Below are 17,568 nucleotides of genomic sequence, written 5' to 3'. Positions count from 1 at the left end.
AAGCGTTCACTTTTTCAGCGACTTCATGTCGATCACGAAGCGGTATTTCACGTCGCTCTTCAGCAGGCGCTCGTAAGCCTCGTTGACGTCCTGGATGTCGATGAGCTCGATGTCGGAGACGATGTTGTGCTCGCTGCAGAAATCTAGCATCTCCTGAGTCTCGGCGATGCCTCCGATGAGCGAGCCGGTGAGGATTTTCCGACCGAAGATGAGTCCGAACGAGGAAACCGGCAGCGGCTTTTCCGGAGCGCCCACGAGGGTGAGCGTGCCATCGCGCTTGAGGAGATTGAGGTAGATGTTGATGTCGTGCTCGGCGGAGACGGCGTCGATGATGAAGTCGAAGGTCCCGGCGTGGGCGTTCATCTCATCGATGTTTTTCGAAATGATCACCTCGTCCGCACCGAGACGTTTCGCGTCCTCCGTCTTGCCGGGGGAGGTGGTGAAGAGAACCACCTTGGCACCGAAGGCATGGGCGAATTTCAACGCCATGTGGCCGAGACCGCCGAGGCCGACGACGCCGACCTTGTCGCCCGGCTTGATGCCCCAGCGCTTGATGGGGGAATAGGTGGTGATCCCCGCGCAAAGCAGCGGCGCGGTGGCGGCCAGATCCAGATTCTCCGGAACGCGGAGCGTGAAGGACTCGTCGACGACGATGCTGTCGGAGTATCCGCCGTAGGTGACGCCGTGGGTGTGTTTGTCCGGGCTGTTGTAAGTGAAGGTCGCGCCGTTCTGGCAGAATTGCTCCAGGTCCTCCTTGCAGGCCGGACAATCGTGGCAGGAGTCCACCATGCACCCGACGGCGGCGAGGTCGCCCACCTTGAACTTCGTCACGTCCGCGCCGACCTTCGTCACGCGCCCGACGATTTCATGGCCGGGGATGCAGGGGTAGACGCAGCCGCCCCATTCGTCGCGCACCGTGTGGAGGTCCGAGTGGCAGACACCACAGAAAAGGATTTCAATGGCGACGTCCGTGGCCTTCGGGTCACGGCGTTCGAAATTCAGAGGAGCGAGGCGGGAAATGGCAGAGGTGCTGGCGTATCCGAGTGCTGGGGTCATGGTGCCCGATCCTAACCGGGATTTTCGGGAAGGCGAATGCTTAAAATGAGAGCAATTTCCTTTGTTCCTGGAAGGGGATGGCAGATGTCAGGCCAGGGTCGGCATCACCTGGCTCGAACCAGTGCAAATGGCTGGAATCCCCTCCGGGATGAAGAAGGGATTCCGTGTGTTTGCGAATACGGCAGTACCCTGCCGGTTCGTGGGAAGAGTCGTCGCGTCGGTTCGTCACACCACATCTCCCACCCCATCCTCACAGCCCCGGAAACTTCTCTTCCGAAACAAACACCCGATACCCCTTGATCCGTCCGCCTTCCGCTCCCTTTCCGGGGCGGGGGAGGTAGCGGAAGCCGGTGACGGTCTGCACGCTGCCGAGGTCGAGCACGACCTGGTGCGGATGTGCGGGACCTGACCCTTTCCAGGCGGTGTGCCAGAAGGTGGTCGGTTGGTTGTCGATGATGTTGGTGGCGGCTCCGTCGTCCCCGGTGAGTTCCTCGCTGTCGGCGTAGTCCACGTGGACCTGCTCGCGCGGGATGTCCCTGCCGTCCTTGTCGGTGACGAGAAGCTCGGTGATGGCTGCGTAGTTTTTCCCATCATGGGCGTCCAGCGACTCCAGGGCGAAGTAGCGCCCCGTGACGGGTTTGGAGAATTTCACGTCCTGCCACGTCGTACCTTGCGGGAATTCGCTTTCATGCGCGGGCTTGAGACCGGCTGTTTTCAATTCCTGGCCGGGCTTGCGGGACAGGCGGGCGGTCTCGACATTGAGCTGCCAGACGGGATTCGGCACGCCGCTGAGGGTGAGGGGAACCTCGGAAAGATCGGTTTCGAGAACGACGATTTCATTTCCGCCCTGCTTCAGCCAACAGCCGGGCAGGAAGAGTCCCTGTTGCGCGCCGACCTGCCAATAGCGGCCGAGGTTGCGGCCGTTCACCCAGACCATGCCCTTGCCGTATTTCGACATGTCCAGCCAGGTGTCGCCGAGATGGTCGACGTTGAAACTCCCCCGGTAGATGACCGGCTCCGCGAGTTTTCCCGTGGCAGCGGGATCTCCGGTGATGGATTTTTGTTCTCCAAGCCATTCCGAATCGAGCGGGATGGAATAGTGGTTCCAGCCTGCCAGAGTTTTGTCACCGAGTTTCACCGGGCCGACGAGGCCCTTGCGTTCGCCAACCATCTCCTTGGAGAAATTGATGCGGCCCATGTTTTCCACCAGCAGTCCGAGCGTGTGCTCGCCCGCGGGGATTTCGATCTCGCTGGAAAACCGTTTCACCCGGCGGTCCAGCGGCACGCCTTGGCGCTTGCCATCGACAAAAAGAATGGCGCGGTCGCGGACGAGTGGCACGGAGAACTGGCCGCGGAACGGACCCTTCACCTTCGTTGTGTAAAGGACGTGGCCGAAGTTCTGGCCGAGCGCTTCCATCGTCTGGGGTTGCTCGCTGACGACGGGCTCGGGCAGGGCATCGAAAAGAGTGGCCGCCGCCGTCAGCTTGATTTCCGGGATGGAAATGATCGGCTGCGGCTCCGGCATGGGACCGAAGGTGGCGGAGGGGACGCGTTTTTGAATGACTTCCTTGAACGCGAAAAACTTGTCCGTCGGACGGCCCGCCTCATCAAGCAGGGCGGAGTAGTCATAAGAGGTGGTGTCCGGTTCGTAGCGCCCACCGTTCCAGTTCGCTCCGGCGTAAAAGCCCCAGTTCGTGCCGCCGTGGAACATGTAGATGTTCGCGGAGATGCCTTCGGAAAGCGTCCAGTCGAACTCGGCGGCCTTGGACTTTGCGTCGGTGCTGGCGTGCGGCGCGCCCCAGTGGTCGAACCATCCGACCCAGAATTCCCCGATCATCCGGGCCTGGCCGGGCCGGAGTTCCTCGTATTTCTTGAAGGCGTCCCGGGCGTCTCCGCCGAAATTCACCGTCGCGGTGATGCCCGGAAGCGTGCCGTTTTTCAGGGCCGGGGGCGGGTCGGCGGTGAAAAGGGTGCCGGTGAAGCCTCCCTTGCGGATGGCATCCACGTGAGCCTGGAGGAATTTTTGATCGTCGCCGTAGGAACCGTATTCGTTCTCCACCTGGATCATCAGCACGGGGCCGCCGTTCTCGATCTGAAGCGGCTTGAGCATGGCGGAAACTTTTTCCAGGTACGCCATGGCGGGTTTGAGGAACTTCGGGTCCGTGCTGCGGACGACGGTTTTGGGATCCGCCACGATCCAGCCCGGGTAGCCGCCGAATTCCCACTCGGTGCAAACGTACGGTCCCGGGCGGACCAGAACGTAGAGACCTTCCGCCTGACAGGCCCTGATGAATTCCACGAAATCCGCATTTCCGGAAAAATCCCACTTCCCCGGCTGAGGTTCATGAACGTTCCAGAAGAGATAGGTGCAGATCGTGTTGAGACCCATCGCCTTCGCCTTTTTCAGCCGGTCCTGCCAATACTCGCGCGGGATGCGCGGGTAGTGCATCTCGCCGGAGAGAAGTTGGAGCGGTTTGCCGTCGACGAGGTAGTCGCGGCCCTTGATTTCGAAGGTGCCGGCATTGGCGGAAACGGCGAGTGAGGCCACGGTGAGAATGAGGGCGAGGCATGGGCGCATCCGGCAAGTTTGGGAAATCCCGGCGAGATTGCAATCCGCCAAAATGGGGAGAGAATCGTGCTCCGAAGAAGGAAATTGCAAAAATCGCCAGCGGGTCTAGGATCGCACCGTGAGTGTTGAAGAGATCCGAAGTGAAATCAAAACCCTTTCATCAGATGAAAGGCGTCAACTCACTGCATTTCTGGTGACGCTGAGGCATAAGGACTTGGCGGAGTATCGTTCGAGCGTCGCAAAAAAGATAGACGACTCTGATCCCGGGAATTGGCTTTCGCTCGAAGAATATGACCAACGGGTAGCCTCCTGAATGAACTACAAACTCCTCATCGCGCTGGATGTGGTGGAGTTCGTGGAGCGGTTGCCCTCCCGATTTCGGAAAAGCATCCGCTCGACGTTTGCTTCGATTGGGGAAGATCCACTTGGTTCGTCCGATGCCACCGATTACGATGAAATCGGGAGACTCCTCCACGTAACGATTATTGGAGATTTTGCCTTGATGTATTGGATCGACGATGCGGATCAGCACGTGAAGATTCTGGACATCCACTCGGCGGACCGCTGAGCCACTCTTTTTTCCGACAAAACAGATCCCCATAACGGAGGCTTGACGCGATGGCCGACAGAGGGGTTCATCAGCCTGAGTATTGCTCTGACTCCAAAATCCCATTTTTCATGAAGTTCCTGCCCCGCATCGCCTGTTGTACCGTGATTTTCCCCCTGCTCACCGCCATTTGTCCCGCGGCGGAAAAGGAATTTCCCGAGCAATCCGAGCTCACCGTCGGCCCCGACTACACCGACGCACCGGAGACCAAGGAGCAGAAGCGTGTCGACAGGGGGGAGATCCGCGAATTCACGATGGATTCAAAGGACAGCAAGATCTACAAGGGCATCGCGAAAGGCCAGGAAGGCGAGGTGCCCTACAAGCGGCAGGTCGCCGTTTATCTCCCGGCGAAGTTCCGTCCGAGCCAGGAAATGCCGTTCATCGTGGTGCAGGACGGTATCGGCTACCGGGATCTCACATCACGGGTGCTGGACAATCTCATCGACGAAAAGCGGGTGCCCGCCCAGGTCGCGATCTTCATCAACTCCGGCGGTGGCGATTCGAAAGGCAGCCAGCGCGGCTTGGAATATGACACGGTGGACGACACCTATTGCAAATTCATCGAAAAAGAAGTGCTGCCGGAGGTCACCCGCCGCTTCAAGGTTAAGTTCACCACGGACCCCGAAGCCCGTGCGACCATGGGCTTCAGTTCCGGGGCCGCCGCCGCCTTCACCATGGCATGGTTCCACCCGGAGCTCTACCGCCGCGTCGTCAGCTACTCCGGCACCTTCGTGAACCAGCAGTGGCCGGAAAACAACCGCACTCCGCATGGCGCGTGGGAGTATCACGAAAACCTCATCAAGCGCGCCGCCAAGAAGCCCATCCGCATCTGGCTGCACGTCAGCGACAAGGACAACGGCTGGGACCGCGACGACACCTCGTTCCACAACTGGGTCCGCGCGAACAAGCTCATGGCGAAGGAACTCAAGGACAAGGGCTACCCCTATCGGTTCGTCTTCTCGCAGAACTCCGGCCACACCGATGGCAAGGTCACCCGCCAGACACTCCCCGACGCGCTTGAATGGGTCTGGCACGGCTATCAGGCGAAGTGAAACTCCTCCATTTTTTCCCCCAGATGATTTCCCGATTCCTCCGTGCCGCAACCTGCGCCGTCATCACCGGCGGTGCGTTCGCGGCGGCCGATCCCTCCGATTCATATAAAAAGGAGATCGTCCCCCTGTTGGAAAACTACTGCTACAGCTGTCATGGAGAAGGCACCGCCAAGGGCAAGTTTTCCATGGATGACTTCAAGGACCTGCCCAAGCACCTTGACGACCGCAAGCACTGGCTCGCCGTGTGGCGGAATGTCCGCAGCCAGATCATGCCGCCGTCCGACGAGGACCAGCTCGCCACGGAGGAGAAGAAGAAGCTGCTGGCGTGGATCGAAAAAGACGTTTTCAAGCTGGATGCCGCGAATCCGGATCCCGGCCGTGTCACCATCCGCCGCCTGAACCGCACGGAATACCAGAACGCGGTCTTTGATTTGTTGGGCGTTGAATACGACACCCGCGAGGAGTTCCCCGCCGACGACACGGGCTATGGATTCGACAACATCGGCGACGTGCTGTCCATGTCTCCGCTGCTGATGGAGAAATACATCGCGGCGGCGGACAGCGTGGTCGCGCTCGCATTGCCGGACGGGGCCGCCGCGCAGGTCCCGCGGGTGGACATCGCGGGCAAGGAATTCAAGGGTGCCGGGGCGGACTCCGGCTGGATGCCCTTCGCGAAAACCCAGAAGGTCAGCTTCGACCAGGAAATCAAATGGGATGGCGACTACCAGATCAAGGTCGAGTATTCGGTCCACGGTGCGACCGAGGCGACCACGGATGAGGCCATGCTCCGGGTCACGGCGGCCGGTGCCGAGGTCGGCAAGGTTTCGCTCGGCTGGGACCAGCGCCGGGTCATCGAACTGACCGGGAAAGCCGCGCTGAAAAAAGGCAAGCAGACCCTCGAGATCGCCCTGAATCCCGCCCGCCGCCCGCTGCCGAGCGAGGAGGAACTGTTTTTCAAAGTCCAGCGGGTCATCGTGCAGGGACCGCTCAGCGGCGAGCAGCAGGAGCTTGCCAAAGGCTACCGCATGATCTTCGTGGACGGACCGCCGCCGGACACCGTTTCCGGAAAGGACCGCTACGCACGGAAGATCATGCGCAGCTTCGTCAGCCGAGCCTTCCGCAAACCGCTTGACGAACCTACCATCGACAGGCTCGCGAAGGTCGTGCGGGATGTCACCGAAGAACCGGGAAAAACCTTCCAGGACGGCATCAAGCAAGCCATCGCCATCTGCCTCGCGTCCCCGCGTTTCCTCTTCCGCGTCGAATTCCAGCCGGAGCCCAACAACCCGGCCAAGATCGTCCAGTTGGATGAATACTCGCTCGCCGCGCGGTTGTCCTTCTTCCTCTGGGGATCCGTGCCGGACGACGAGTTGCTCAGCCTCGCCTTCAACAACAAGCTTCGGGCGAATCTCCCGGCGCAGGTGGACCGCATGCTCAAGGATCCGCGCTCGAAACGCCTCGTGAAGAATTTCATCGGCCAGTGGCTGCAGGCGCGCGATGTGGAAACGGTCGCCATGAGCGCGAAGACCATTCTGGGGAAATCCAGCAACCGGGAGGCCGCGAAAACCTTCGATCCGCGCCTGCGCTCCGACATGCAGACCGAGACGGAAATGCTCTTCGAGTTCATCCTGCGCGAGAAACGCCCTGCGGAGGAACTCATTTCCGCCCGATACAGCTTTCTCAACGAACGGCTCGCGAATTTCTACGGAATCGATGGCGTGAAGGGCGAGGACTTCAAACCGGTGGACCTGACGGAGCACCCCGAGCGTGGCGGTATCCTCGCGCAGGGCACCTTCCTCATGGTCACTTCCAATCCCACCCGGACCTCCGCCGTGAAGCGCGGCTTGTTCGTCTTGGACAACCTGCTGGGCACGCCGGCGCCCCCCGCACCGCCGGGAGTTCCCGAATTGGAATCCGCGGTGAATTCGGCGAATCCTCACCCGACGATGCGCGAGATGATGGAAATCCACCGCAAGAAACCCGAGTGCCGCGGCTGCCACGCCCGCATGGACCCCATCGGACTCGGATTGGAAAATTTCAACGCGCTCGGCCAGTTCCGCACCCAGGAACACGGCAAGTCCATTGACGCTTCGGGCCAGTTGCTCACCGGTGAGAAATTCGCCGATGTCGCCGCGTTGAAAGAAATCCTCGCGACCCAACGCAAACAGGACTTCTACCGTTGCCTCGCCGAGAAACTCCTCACCTACGCCATCGGCCGCGGAGTGGAGTATTACGACTCCACCACCATCGACCTGCTTACCGCCCGCATGGACGCCAACAAGGGAAACCTCCGCGAACTCGTGCAGGGCATCATCGAAAGCGCTCCCTTCCAAAAACGCCGCGGCGACGATTGAAAAACCTCAGAAACTCCGAAAAAACCATGAGCTCCCATCCATTCATCGGCACCGGCCGCCGCGGCTTCCTCCGCGGCCTCGGAGCGGCGGTCGCATTGCCCGCCCTCGAATCCTTCCGTCCGTTGCTCGCCGCGGCGGGAGCGGAGCGCGCCATCGCCACCACCGCCAGTGGTGCTCCGCTGCGCATGTGCTATCTCTACATCCCGAACGGCGTGAACGTGGATCTCTGGCGTCCCAAGGGCACGACCGCCAGCTACAAGATGGGCGAGACCTTCAAGTCCATGGAGGCCCACCGGTCGGATTTCCAGATCTTCACCGGCTTTGAACAGAAAAACGCCACCGCCGGTGGTGACGGTCCGGGCGATCACGCGCGCGGCGTCGCCTCATTCCTCACCTCCGTCCGCGCCCGCAAGACGGCGGGGTCGGACATCAATCTCGGGATTTCCGTGGACCAGATCGCCGCGAAGGCCGCCGAGACCGCCACCCGGCTGCCATCGCTGGAGCTCTCCGCGGATGGCGTGAGGAAGGCCGGCCAGTGCGATTCCGGTTACTCGTGCGCCTACCAGTTCAACCTTTCCTGGCGTTCGGAAAACCAGCCGATGACTCCCGAGTCAAATCCCCGCGCCGTCTTTGAACGGCTCTTCGGCTCCGGCAGCGCGAAAGAGCGAGCGGCGAATCTCGGCCAGCGTTATGCCTCGAAAAAATCGGTGCTCGATTTCGTGGAAGCTGACGCCAAGGCACTGCACCGTTATCTGGGACGCAGCGACCGGCACAAGCTGGACGAATACCTTACCGGCGTCAGGGAGATCGAGCGCCAGATCGAGAAAGCCGAGGCCATGGGCCTGCCTGTCGATCCCGGCGTGCCCGCTCCCGACTCCACCCCCGGTTCCTACAAGGAACACCTGCGGCTGATGATGGACATGATGGTGCTCGCTTTCAAAACCGACTCCACCCGTATTTCCACCTTCCTGATGGCTCACGACGGCAGCAACCGCAGCTTCCAGGAAATCGGTGTGAACGACGGCCATCACAACATCTCCCACCACCAGAAGAACCCGGACAACCTTGCGAAGATCGCCAAGATCGACGCCTTCTACATGGAGCAGTTCGCCTACTTCCTGGAGAAGATGAAGACCACCAAGGATGTGGACGGAAAATCCCTGCTGCACAATTCCATGATCGTTTACGGTGGCTGCATTTCCGATGGCGACCGTCACAACCACGACGACCTGCCCATCGTCGTCGCGGGCAATGGCGGCGGCGCGTTCACCCCGGGCCGCCATGTCGAACTTGGGGAAGACGTGCCGATGTCGAACCTGCACCTCCGCATGCTGGAGGAATTCGGCGTGAAGGAGAAACGCTTCGGTGATTCGACGGGAGTGCTGAAGAAAATCTGACAAGTGGTTTGATGCTTTCAGGCGGTCTTCGGGATCACGCACCGGGGATATCCTGAAGGGGCGGAAAACATGCTACCTTGTCCCGAGCGACTTCACCTGGCTTTGCGTCGCGATAGGAAGTGACTTCATCCAGCCATCCGCGGCGGCGGGATCGTATTCTTTCCAAAGAGTGTGAAGGTTTCGGACCGCCCAGAGCTTGGGTGTACCATTGGGGAGGGCGGAAATCCACCTGCCAGCCCCTTCGGGATCTTGCTCCGCCATGCCGCATACGTAGTCGGAAGCGAGTTCGGCCTTCAGTTCCTCGCTTGTCGCCTCCTCGGACTGGTTGAAGCTGTAGGCGTCGCGGAGTTGTGTCGCATCCCATGGTTGCCCGATGAGATAGGCGGTCGCATCGCCCCGCAGCGGAGAGCTGCCATTGACCACCAATGCGGTCGCGAGCTTGATTTTCCTTTCCGACGGGAGGTTGTCGAACTGTTGGGTCAGGATATCGAGTTTTTCCGAATCCCACTGGCGGATCACCCAGATGTGATTTTCAAATCTTACCGAATCTTTCTCGAACGCGGCAAGCCATTCGGAGGGAGTTTCGATCGTGGGGGCGTTCGGAACCGTGGCCTTCAGAGTCTGAAAGGATTTGCTGATGAAATCCCGATCCTCGTCCTTGGCCACCATCGACAACATGGAATGGTATTCGTCTTCGTTCCCACCACGGAGATTGCGGAATATCCTGCTGAGGACGTTCCTGCGGTCCTCGGTGGACAGTTCGATGGATGCCATTTGTCGCAGCGTGTCTTCGGCGGGCATGAAATAAAGCGCGGAGAGCCGCACTTTCGATGCTTCCTTGCCGTCGAATCCGTGGCCTTCGAGATCCGCCGCGAACCACTTCATCGCAGAGCGGGATCCCATGAAATAATGACCGCTTTCGACGAGGGCGCGGCGCCATGACGCGGGGAATTCTCCCAACTCGTCGATCAAACCAAGCGAGCGGGATGCGTTATTATCGTCACGGCCCAGAATGGAAATGAGCAGCTTCAATCCATCAGGTCTTTCCCTGAGCTTATCAATCTCATCGGTGAAGGAGGTGAGCATTTTTTGTCCGATGAGATGGGACTCCGCCTCGAATCGGACGCCCCTGTCCATGGGCAGGGAATCGAGAGCGGCCTCGAGTGCGTTGGGGGAGGAGCGGGAGAGCTGGTCAACCAAATCGCTGATGTATTCGCTGCCTTCTCCAGAGAGGCCTGCGGCGAGCATTTCCTGAAACCGGCGCAAGGCGAGATCGGGATGGAATTCGGCGATCTGTGACAGGACCCGGATTTCCAGCGAGTCGTCATGGTGTTTCTCGAAGAGGGCGAGCAGGCGGTCCGGTTCCGACCGGGCCCATGTGGCGCGGAGTTTTTCGTCATCGCCATTGTCTTGCTTCATCGCCCATAGGAAAAATGACTCGGGGGCCTCGTTCTGCCAGCGCTCCTTCAGGAGGTTGGTGAAAATCATGAGATCCATTCCATCGCGGGGACTGAAACGCCCCCCATCGATCCAGGCTGCGAACCCGTCAACCGGCAGGGTGTTGGCGAGGTTCATGGTCGCCCGCATCCGATCCTCTGGTGTGCGTGCGGCACGGATGGGGGCGAGGTGTCGCGCGAACTCTCCCATGGAGTCCCGCGCTACCCTTGTCCGCCGATCATGGAATGACATCCCGCCACCGGCGGACACGTTGGGTCCTGCCTCATCCGCACCGAGATTCCAGCCGATGACAGCCATCAGCGGGAAGAGCAAAAAAAGTGGAGCTGAAGAAGGGCGGTTCATCGCAAGCGTGTGATGAAGGACTGGATGTTTTTCTTTCGTTCGGCCGGGAGGTCCGCGGACTCGAGCCATCGGGCGGGGGCTTCCGGGTCGGCCTTGATCCATTCCTCGAGTGCGGACTTCAGATTGTCCTCGTTGTCGGTCCGCCGGCTCAGTTCCCAGTCCATCGCTTCCTCGAAGAATCCATTTTCCAGCAGCTGGGTCGAGATGTGTTCCGCACCGTCGTTGCGGATGGTTTCGTCCGTCTGTTGGTTCAGCCAGTTCGTGAAGCCGCCGAGATCCCGCTCCGACCATTCCCGGGTGAGATGGGAGAAATTCACCCTGTCCACCGAACCGGGAGTGAGGCGGAGGACCATGTCCATGAACCGGGCCGGATCTTTTTCCATCAATGATCCGGCGAAGTCTTCGATGCCGCGGATATCATGGTTGAGCACCCTTTGTCCGCCGCCGGGGAACTCGATGGTGGTGGTCGGGTAAAATGCGTCCGGGCAGGCCGAGAAAAGATCTTTCGCCAATTGGAACGCCTGCTCGGAGTCGCTTCGGACGACATTTTGTCCGAGCGCCGCGTAGCGCTCAGCCGCGATGCGCGGGCTTGGCGAGGATCGTGCCTCCTCCAAGGCCGCGACCGGATCGGATTTGACGAGATTGCCAAAAAGAGCGGCTTCCATCCGCAGCTTCATTTCGCCCGAGGGTGTCTGCCCGCTGAATCGCTTGAGATCCTCCGGACGATCGCTGGCGAGGGTGTCGATCACAATCTGGCAGGCCTCCAGGTTGTCTGAAAAAGGATCGTCGTCCAAAGATTGATCTTTCGCCCAATCCAATGCGGAAAGTGGATCTTGTCGGGCGAGGGACCGGATCATGGCGGGTGATGGATGATTGTCGTTCGCGGCAAGAAAACCGAACGTTTCCAAAGGATGCTCGGGATCGGGCCATTCCTTCATTCCCCGCAGGGCGGCGGCTCGGGCCTCGTGGGGGAGTTCCGCGAAATGCTGCCGCAGCCATTTCGGGCGGAACTCGCCGAGCCCGCGGGCGACGAAATCGATCTGATCTCCCTTGGCCGCGGCGAGGGCGGCCTGGGGATCGTGGCAGGCCCATGACCACCACGCGGATGATTCTTCCCAGGTTCCGGCGACGGCCGCGGTGGCGGCCTGGGGATTATGCCGCGTCCAGTGGAGGAAGACAAGGTCGGTGATTTTCTCGTCCCGCGCGCCTTGTTTGTAAGTCGTCCAAAACGCGGCGATGTCTTCTTCTCCGGCATCGATCAGCCAAAGCGCAAGACGGGAATAGAGCATCTGCGGTGCGGTGGCGGCTAGCGTCTCGACGGTCTCGGATGAGCGGAGGAGGGGTGTCTCAACCGCAGGAACGGTTTTAATCGAAGGGTCGACCTCTGTCTGAAGGGCGGTGCTGGAGGTCGCAGGAAAAGGTCGGGTCAGCCGCCGGGCGACGAGACCGGAGGAGATGCCCGTCACACAAAGCGCGAGGAGGAGAATGGGTGGGGATTTTATCACAAAGGGAATGCGCCTGGATCACTCAACTATCCGAAGGAGGGCGGAAGCGCAATGGATTCTGTGGGAATCCCTTGGACTGTTGCAGCCCGCTGACGCTTTGTTGCCATTGCTTTGTTGGGATGGGGATCTCTCTGGGGCGACTTCGCAGCGAGCTGCTTGTTGAAAGCGGCAGCGGGCCGCGCGCGGTCCAAGGCGCAAAAAACCGCGTGCGGCTTGGATGCCACACGCGGTTGGGGAAGGAGAAACAGGTTTGATTGTTACTTCAGTTCCGGCGCGGTGAGCATCTTGCCGTGGTTGCCCCACTTGGCGCGGATCTGCTTCACGGTGTCGGCTGTCACGGCGGGGGCGTCGTTGCTCCAGGTCTGGCGGACGTAGGTGACCACGTCGGCGATCTGGTCGTCCTTGAGGTCCGTGAGCGGCGGCATGATGCTCTCGAATTTCTGGCCCGCGACTTCGATAGGGCCTTGGAGTCCGAGGATGACGACCCGGGCCGGAACCGATGGATCGCCGGTGACGAAAGGAGAGCCGTCGAGTGGAGGAAATGCTCCGGCGACGCCCTTGCCATCGGGACCGTGGCAGGCGATGCAGGTCATGTTGTAAACCGCGAGGCCACGCTCGTGCACGGCTGGATCCGGCTTGTTCTTGCGGACGATCTCCTTCACCGCGACAGGCGGCGCGCCTGCCGCCGCGTGGAATTTCGCGACCGCGTCGATGGAGCCGCTGATGTCTCCGCCGCCGAGGGCTTCGAGGTAGAGGTCGTCATAATAAGCGGTGCCGGTGCCGCCGCCGTAGCCGCCGAAGAGGCAGTGGAGAAGAACCTGGGATTGGCTGCCGCTGTTGAACTCGAGGCTGAATTCCTTCCAGTCGGATGTTCCGCTGGTGGTCTGGCTGGTCTCCCCGCCATGGACGTTGAAGAGCGCTCCCCGCCCGCCTTTGTTCTCGAGGTTTTCCGTGCGGATCCAGCCGCCGAACCGGTAGCGGGTGTTCGGCTTGACCGGGATGTCCGCGCCTGCACCGATGTCCGCAGGGAAAGGTGAGGTGATTTTCAAGGCGGTGCCGCCGTTCCGCCCGCCCGGAGCGATGCTGATTTCTACGGTGCCGGGACGGTCCACCCGGTAGGGACGGAGGCTCCAGACGCCGAGGGCGGGGCCTTCGAAGCCGGGGTCCTTGAGCAGGTTCACCGGTGCCGCGTTCTTGGTGGCGGTGGCGGGATCCGCGGTGTTGGCGGCGAGCACTCCGGCGGCGTGGTTGCGGGCGGCGGCCTGCCACGCGGCATTCAGGGTGGCGTCATCGAGGATCACGTCTTTCTGGGCGACGAGGGTGGCGCGGAGCGCCTTGCCAGTGCTTTCAGAGGGGGTGGTCTGGGAAAGGGCGACGAAGATTTCCGCCAGTTCGCGAGGGTCGTGGGCGGCGATGGCTCCCTTTTCCTCGAAGGCGGCGGCGAGGGTTCCGTCCTTCGGTGCGTTGAGGATGCCCGCGCGGCGGACGCCACGGCTGGTGGAGGCGAGCGCGGTCTTGATGGTTTCGGTATCCAGCGCGCCGAGGCTCTGGAGCGCGTAAACGGCGTGGAGCGCGGCACGGCTGGAGCTGTTGGTCTTCACGATTTCCTTGAGCTTCGCCGCGGCGGTTTGAGAACCGGACTCGACGATCAGCCGCTGGGCGGTGAGGCGCCAGAACTGGTTCGGGTGATTCAGCGCGGGGAGAAGGGAGTCGAGGTTTTTCGGGTCCAGTTTGGGGTAGACGTCGTTTTTCGATCCGGTGGGGTAGACACGGAGGATGCGGCCATAGGAATCGTTCCGGATGGGGGATTCATAGGCATTGCCCTTGCCGTTCTTGGCGTCGAAACCGGCGGAATTTTTGTTCGGCGTCGGGTTGTGCTGGATGATGAGGTTGTACCAATCAGCGATCCAGACGGCACCGTCCGGTCCGGTTTCCGCAGCTACGGGACCGGACCATGCGTCGGCGCTGGAGTAGAGGTTGTTCGGGAGTTGTTTGGAAACATAGCCGGCGCCTTTCGCGGTGATGTCGAACTGGCCGACAAGTTTGCCGGTGGCTTCGGTCACGAAGGCGACACGCTCGCGATACTCGGCGGGGAAGCGCTCGGAAGTATAGAACGCGTGTCCCGCGGCGGCGGTGTAGCGGTCCATCTGGTCCACCTGGCGGATGTCCATGGAAGCGGGGAAAAACTTGGGATTTCCATCTTCGTTGGGAGTCTTCGGCTGCGGCAGTCCGGCCTTCGCGTAGAGGTCCTTGGCGAAAGTGTAATACCACGAAGGGTTGCCGTTCGCGGTGGAGCCCAGGATGTCGAAGTCGGAGGTGAAGCCGAGGCCCCAGGTGTTGTTGGTGGTGTTCTGCAGGAATTCGAGCGCGCTGCCGTCAGGCTTGAAGCGGAAGAATCCGGTGGAGAATGAATGCTCTTTTCCTCCGACAGTCCCCTTGAAACCGGAGTAGCCGATGGTGGCGTAGATCCAGTTGTCGAAGCCGTAGCGGAGGTTCGACACGCCGGCGTGGGTGTCTCCGGTGTTGAAGCCGGTGAAGAGGACCTTGCGGACGTCCGCCTTGTCATCGCCATCCGTATCCTGGAGGAAGAGAATCTCCGAGCAATTCGTCACGATGAGGCCTCCGTTCGCAAAGACGGCGGACGCCGGGATGGAAAGCTTGTCGGCGAAGAGGGTGAACTTGTCGGCTTTGCCGTCGCCATTGGTGTCTTCGCAGATATGGATGCGGTCATGGCCGAGATTGCCGGACTGGAGGTTGTTCGGGTAGTCCACGGTCTCGATGACGTAGGCGCGGCCCTTGTGGTCCCATGCGAACTGGATGGGGTTGACGATGTCCGGCTCGCTGGCGAAGAGGGAGATGTCGAAGCCGTTGGGAACCTGTGCGAGTTTCAACGAATCCGCGGGGGAAAGGGGCTTCTGTGCCTCGGTGATGGTCTTGCGCTCGCGGTAGCCGGGGAGGATGACCTTTTCCTGTTCCAGTGTGGGAAGCTTCATCGCCGTGAGTTTCGCCCGGACGTCGCCACCGACGCTCCAAAGGATGGCGCGGCGGAGGAGTTCATGAAACTCGGGCTGGTCCCAGCAGCGCATGTCGTGGCCGTAGGCGGTGTAGAAAACCTTGCCTTTTCCTTGGTCGCGGACCCAGGTCCAGGGCTCTTTCTCACGAAGCTGGAGAACGGTGCGGTCGTCATTGAGGCGGTCGTGGACGTAGGTTTCGTCCCATGTCTCGAACCCTTCGTAACCGCGCATGATGGGGTGCTGCGGCGCGGCGATGGTGGTCTTGAAGACACCGGTTTCGTGGGATTTGAAACGGCCGCCGACGAGCTTCACGAAAGCTTCCGAGCCGCCGAAGCAGGCGGAGGCACAGTGGATCGGCAGGAACGCATGGCCATCCTCGACATAAGAGAGGAGCGCCTTTTCCTGGGACGGGTCCATCGGCTCGTTCTGCTTCCAGTTTCCATAGAGCATGAGGCCGTCGTATTGATCGAGCGTGGTGCGGTTCAGGTCCGCGAGATCCTGGGTGTAGGTGAGGGCGATGCCATCGGTGCCCAGCGCTTTTTTCAAGACGCGGTAGCGCTCGACGGGATCATGGGCGGGACCGTTCGCGGTGGGAGCGCCGAGGAAGAGGATCTGGACGTGCCGTGGCTCGACGGTGGCGGATTGCTTCGACGTCTGTGAGACGCCGATCGCGGCGGCCAGGACGGCGAGAGGGAGCAGTAGAAGTTTTTTCATGCTGTGGGCGATGCGAGGGTTTGGGAAAATGGGTTTCCTGACAAACGTGGGGTGAATGTGCTCCATTTCAATCAAGGGTGCTTGTAGGATTGCGGGTTTGTTGTGTAGGATTCCGCCAAGATGACTCCGGAGGAACAGCGCAGGGAATGGACGGAACAACTGCCGCCGGGACAGTTCCGGCACTTGTTCGACCATCTGCCCGGCACCTTGTTTTTCGCGAAAGACCGCGAGGGCAGATTGATGGCGGGGAATCCGGCCTTCGTGAAACGCTGTGGTTTCACGTTGGAGAAGGAGCTGATCGGCATCACGGACAGCGTGATTTTTCCGCCCCGGATGGCGGAGAAATTCCGCAAGGACGACGAGCAGGTGCTTTCCACGGGGAAGCCGTTGCTGGGGATCATCGAGCTGTTCCCGAACCGCGAGGGCAAGCCCGAGTGGTTCATCACGGACAAGCTGCCGCTGTTGAACACGGCGGGGAAGATCTGCGGACTGTGCGGCACCGTGCGGAGCTACGAAGCCCAGCGCGCGGCCATGCAGCCCTATCTCGAACTGGCCAGCGTGGCGGATCACTTGAAAATCCACTTCCGGGAGAAGCTGGATGTGCCGGCCCTGGCAAAGATGGCGCACATGTCGGTGCGGCAGTTCGAGAGGAAATTCCGTGCGACCTTCCAGATGACGCCTCAGGAATACATGATCCGGATGCGGGTGATCGAGGCATGTGACCTGTTGGTCCGGACCAACCTGCCGGTGACGACGGTCGCGCTGGACGCCGGATTTTACGATCACAGCGATTTCGCCCGGCAGTTCCGCAGGCAGATGGGACAGACCGCCAGCCAGTACCGCTTGGAGCGGCGGGTGGAGGTGCCGGTGCAGGTGCTGAAGGTGAGGTGAAGAAAGTGATCAGTGCCGGGGATCAGTGATCAATGGAAGAGCTGGCGCGGATTCAACCCGGGAATCCCTGCTCGGAGGAGGGCGTCACGTGTGGTAGAAACAGGTTTGGCGATAGCCGGAGTTATTTTTCCGAATCATTTTGAAGCTTCCGAACAATGCCTCGGACGTAAGGGTATGCCAAAACGGCGACTCCGCACAAGACGGAAGCAAAAGCGAAAAAGGTCAGTTCCCCGCCAACAAGCCGATAGCCCTCATTAAATACCCAGTCGTTGAGTTCCATGTTTTGCCGGGGCCCCATCAGCAATGCCGCGGCAATATAGCGGGTCGCATAGAGAAATGAGCCTATTTTCAGGAGGCCGATACCCAGATTTTGATGTTTCATAAGATTTTTCCAGAAGACGCTGACAGGCGGAACGCCCCCTGCGAGCCTTTTCTTGTCTACGGTCGCCCACCATCTTCCTGTTTCTTGAGTCTTCTCTTCTTGGGTCTGGCGCAAGGCCGCCGTCGGAATCTTACACAAGACCGCCGCGAATCTACAAGCGGCGGCGGGAGAATCCGTTATGGTCCGGCTGCCTTGTGACAAACCCGTCGGGGCGAAATTTTCATCCG

Annotated in this window: 11 protein-coding genes; 5 read left to right on the top strand and 6 right to left on the bottom strand. The window is 60.6% G+C overall.

The window, feature by feature from the left end; all coding sequences use genetic code 11:
- Positions 1-6: 6 nt before the first annotated feature.
- Entirely contained in the window at positions 7-1,056 is a 1,050-nt protein-coding gene (locus JIN84_RS02595; protein WP_200349447.1) for an NAD(P)-dependent alcohol dehydrogenase, read from the bottom strand.
- Positions 1,057-1,306: 250 nt separating this feature from the next.
- A complete protein-coding gene (locus tag JIN84_RS02590; RefSeq protein WP_200349446.1) occupies positions 1,307-3,634 on the bottom strand; it encodes a beta-galactosidase in 2,328 nt (775 codons plus the stop codon).
- Between the two features lie 304 nt (positions 3,635-3,938).
- On the opposite strand from JIN84_RS02590, the gene JIN84_RS02585 reads away from it, so the two are divergent.
- The 4 genes from JIN84_RS02585 to JIN84_RS02570 all read left to right on the top strand — a co-directional run bounded on the left by JIN84_RS02585 (position 3,939) and on the right by JIN84_RS02570 (position 9,035).
- Complete coding sequence (locus JIN84_RS02585; protein ID WP_200349445.1) at positions 3,939-4,193, top strand: hypothetical protein; 255 nt, start codon at positions 3,939-3,941, stop codon at positions 4,191-4,193.
- A 110-nt stretch (positions 4,194-4,303) separates the two neighbouring features.
- Complete coding sequence (locus JIN84_RS02580; RefSeq protein WP_200349444.1) at positions 4,304-5,284, top strand: alpha/beta hydrolase; 981 nt, start codon at positions 4,304-4,306, stop codon at positions 5,282-5,284.
- A 23-nt stretch (positions 5,285-5,307) separates the two neighbouring features.
- Complete coding sequence (locus JIN84_RS02575; protein WP_200349443.1) at positions 5,308-7,638, top strand: DUF1592 domain-containing protein; 2,331 nt, start codon at positions 5,308-5,310, stop codon at positions 7,636-7,638.
- 26 nt (positions 7,639-7,664) lie between these two features.
- Positions 7,665-9,035, top strand: a complete 1,371-nt coding sequence (locus JIN84_RS02570; RefSeq protein WP_200349442.1) for a DUF1552 domain-containing protein — start codon at positions 7,665-7,667, stop codon at positions 9,033-9,035.
- Between the two features lie 72 nt (positions 9,036-9,107).
- Here JIN84_RS02570 and JIN84_RS02565 read toward each other — a convergent pair whose 3' ends face one another.
- The 3 genes from JIN84_RS02565 to JIN84_RS02555 all read right to left on the bottom strand — a co-directional run bounded on the left by JIN84_RS02565 (position 9,108) and on the right by JIN84_RS02555 (position 16,068).
- A complete protein-coding gene (locus JIN84_RS02565) occupies positions 9,108-10,790 on the bottom strand; it encodes a hypothetical protein (protein ID WP_200349441.1) in 1,683 nt (560 codons plus the stop codon).
- Positions 10,791-10,831: 41 nt separating this feature from the next.
- Positions 10,832-12,340, bottom strand: a complete 1,509-nt coding sequence (locus tag JIN84_RS02560) for a hypothetical protein (RefSeq protein WP_200349440.1) — start codon at positions 12,338-12,340, stop codon at positions 10,832-10,834.
- Positions 12,341-12,597: 257 nt separating this feature from the next.
- Positions 12,598-16,068 (bottom strand): PVC-type heme-binding CxxCH protein, encoded by a 3,471-nt coding sequence (locus JIN84_RS02555; RefSeq protein ID WP_200349439.1) that lies wholly within the window; start codon positions 16,066-16,068, stop codon positions 12,598-12,600.
- 120 nt (positions 16,069-16,188) lie between these two features.
- Between JIN84_RS02555 and JIN84_RS02550 the strand changes: the two genes are divergently transcribed.
- Positions 16,189-16,959 carry an AraC family transcriptional regulator gene (locus tag JIN84_RS02550; RefSeq protein WP_200349438.1) on the top strand — a complete coding sequence of 257 codons (771 nt, stop codon included), beginning with the start codon at positions 16,189-16,191 and terminating at the stop codon, positions 16,957-16,959.
- Between the two features lie 121 nt (positions 16,960-17,080).
- Here the strand turns inward: JIN84_RS02550 and JIN84_RS02545 are convergent, their stop codons facing one another.
- Positions 17,081-17,455 carry a hypothetical protein gene (locus tag JIN84_RS02545; protein WP_200349437.1) on the bottom strand — a complete coding sequence of 125 codons (375 nt, stop codon included), beginning with the start codon at positions 17,453-17,455 and terminating at the stop codon, positions 17,081-17,083.
- Positions 17,456-17,568 lie beyond the last annotated feature (113 nt).

This window comes from Luteolibacter yonseiensis, from assembly GCF_016595465.1.
GTDB classification, from domain to species: domain Bacteria; phylum Verrucomicrobiota; class Verrucomicrobiia; order Verrucomicrobiales; family Akkermansiaceae; genus Luteolibacter; species Luteolibacter yonseiensis.
This window is presented reverse-complemented; position numbering and strand designations above follow the sequence as displayed.

Coding starts and splice junctions, on each gene's coding strand:
- JIN84_RS02570 (WP_200349442.1), top strand. CDS start 7,665: ATGAGCTCCCATCCATTCATCGGCACCGGCCGCCGCGGCTTCCTCCGC.
- JIN84_RS02550 (WP_200349438.1), top strand. CDS start 16,189: ATGACTCCGGAGGAACAGCGCAGGGAATGGACGGAACAACTGCCGCCG.
- JIN84_RS02575 (WP_200349443.1), top strand. CDS start 5,308: ATGATTTCCCGATTCCTCCGTGCCGCAACCTGCGCCGTCATCACCGGC.
- JIN84_RS02595 (WP_200349447.1), bottom strand. CDS start 1,056: ATGACCCCAGCACTCGGATACGCCAGCACCTCTGCCATTTCCCGCCTC.
- JIN84_RS02585 (WP_200349445.1), top strand. CDS start 3,939: ATGAACTACAAACTCCTCATCGCGCTGGATGTGGTGGAGTTCGTGGAG.
- JIN84_RS02580 (WP_200349444.1), top strand. CDS start 4,304: ATGAAGTTCCTGCCCCGCATCGCCTGTTGTACCGTGATTTTCCCCCTG.
- JIN84_RS02555 (WP_200349439.1), bottom strand. CDS start 16,068: ATGAAAAAACTTCTACTGCTCCCTCTCGCCGTCCTGGCCGCCGCGATC.
- JIN84_RS02590 (WP_200349446.1), bottom strand. CDS start 3,634: ATGCGCCCATGCCTCGCCCTCATTCTCACCGTGGCCTCACTCGCCGTT.
- JIN84_RS02565 (WP_200349441.1), bottom strand. CDS start 10,790: ATGGCTGTCATCGGCTGGAATCTCGGTGCGGATGAGGCAGGACCCAAC.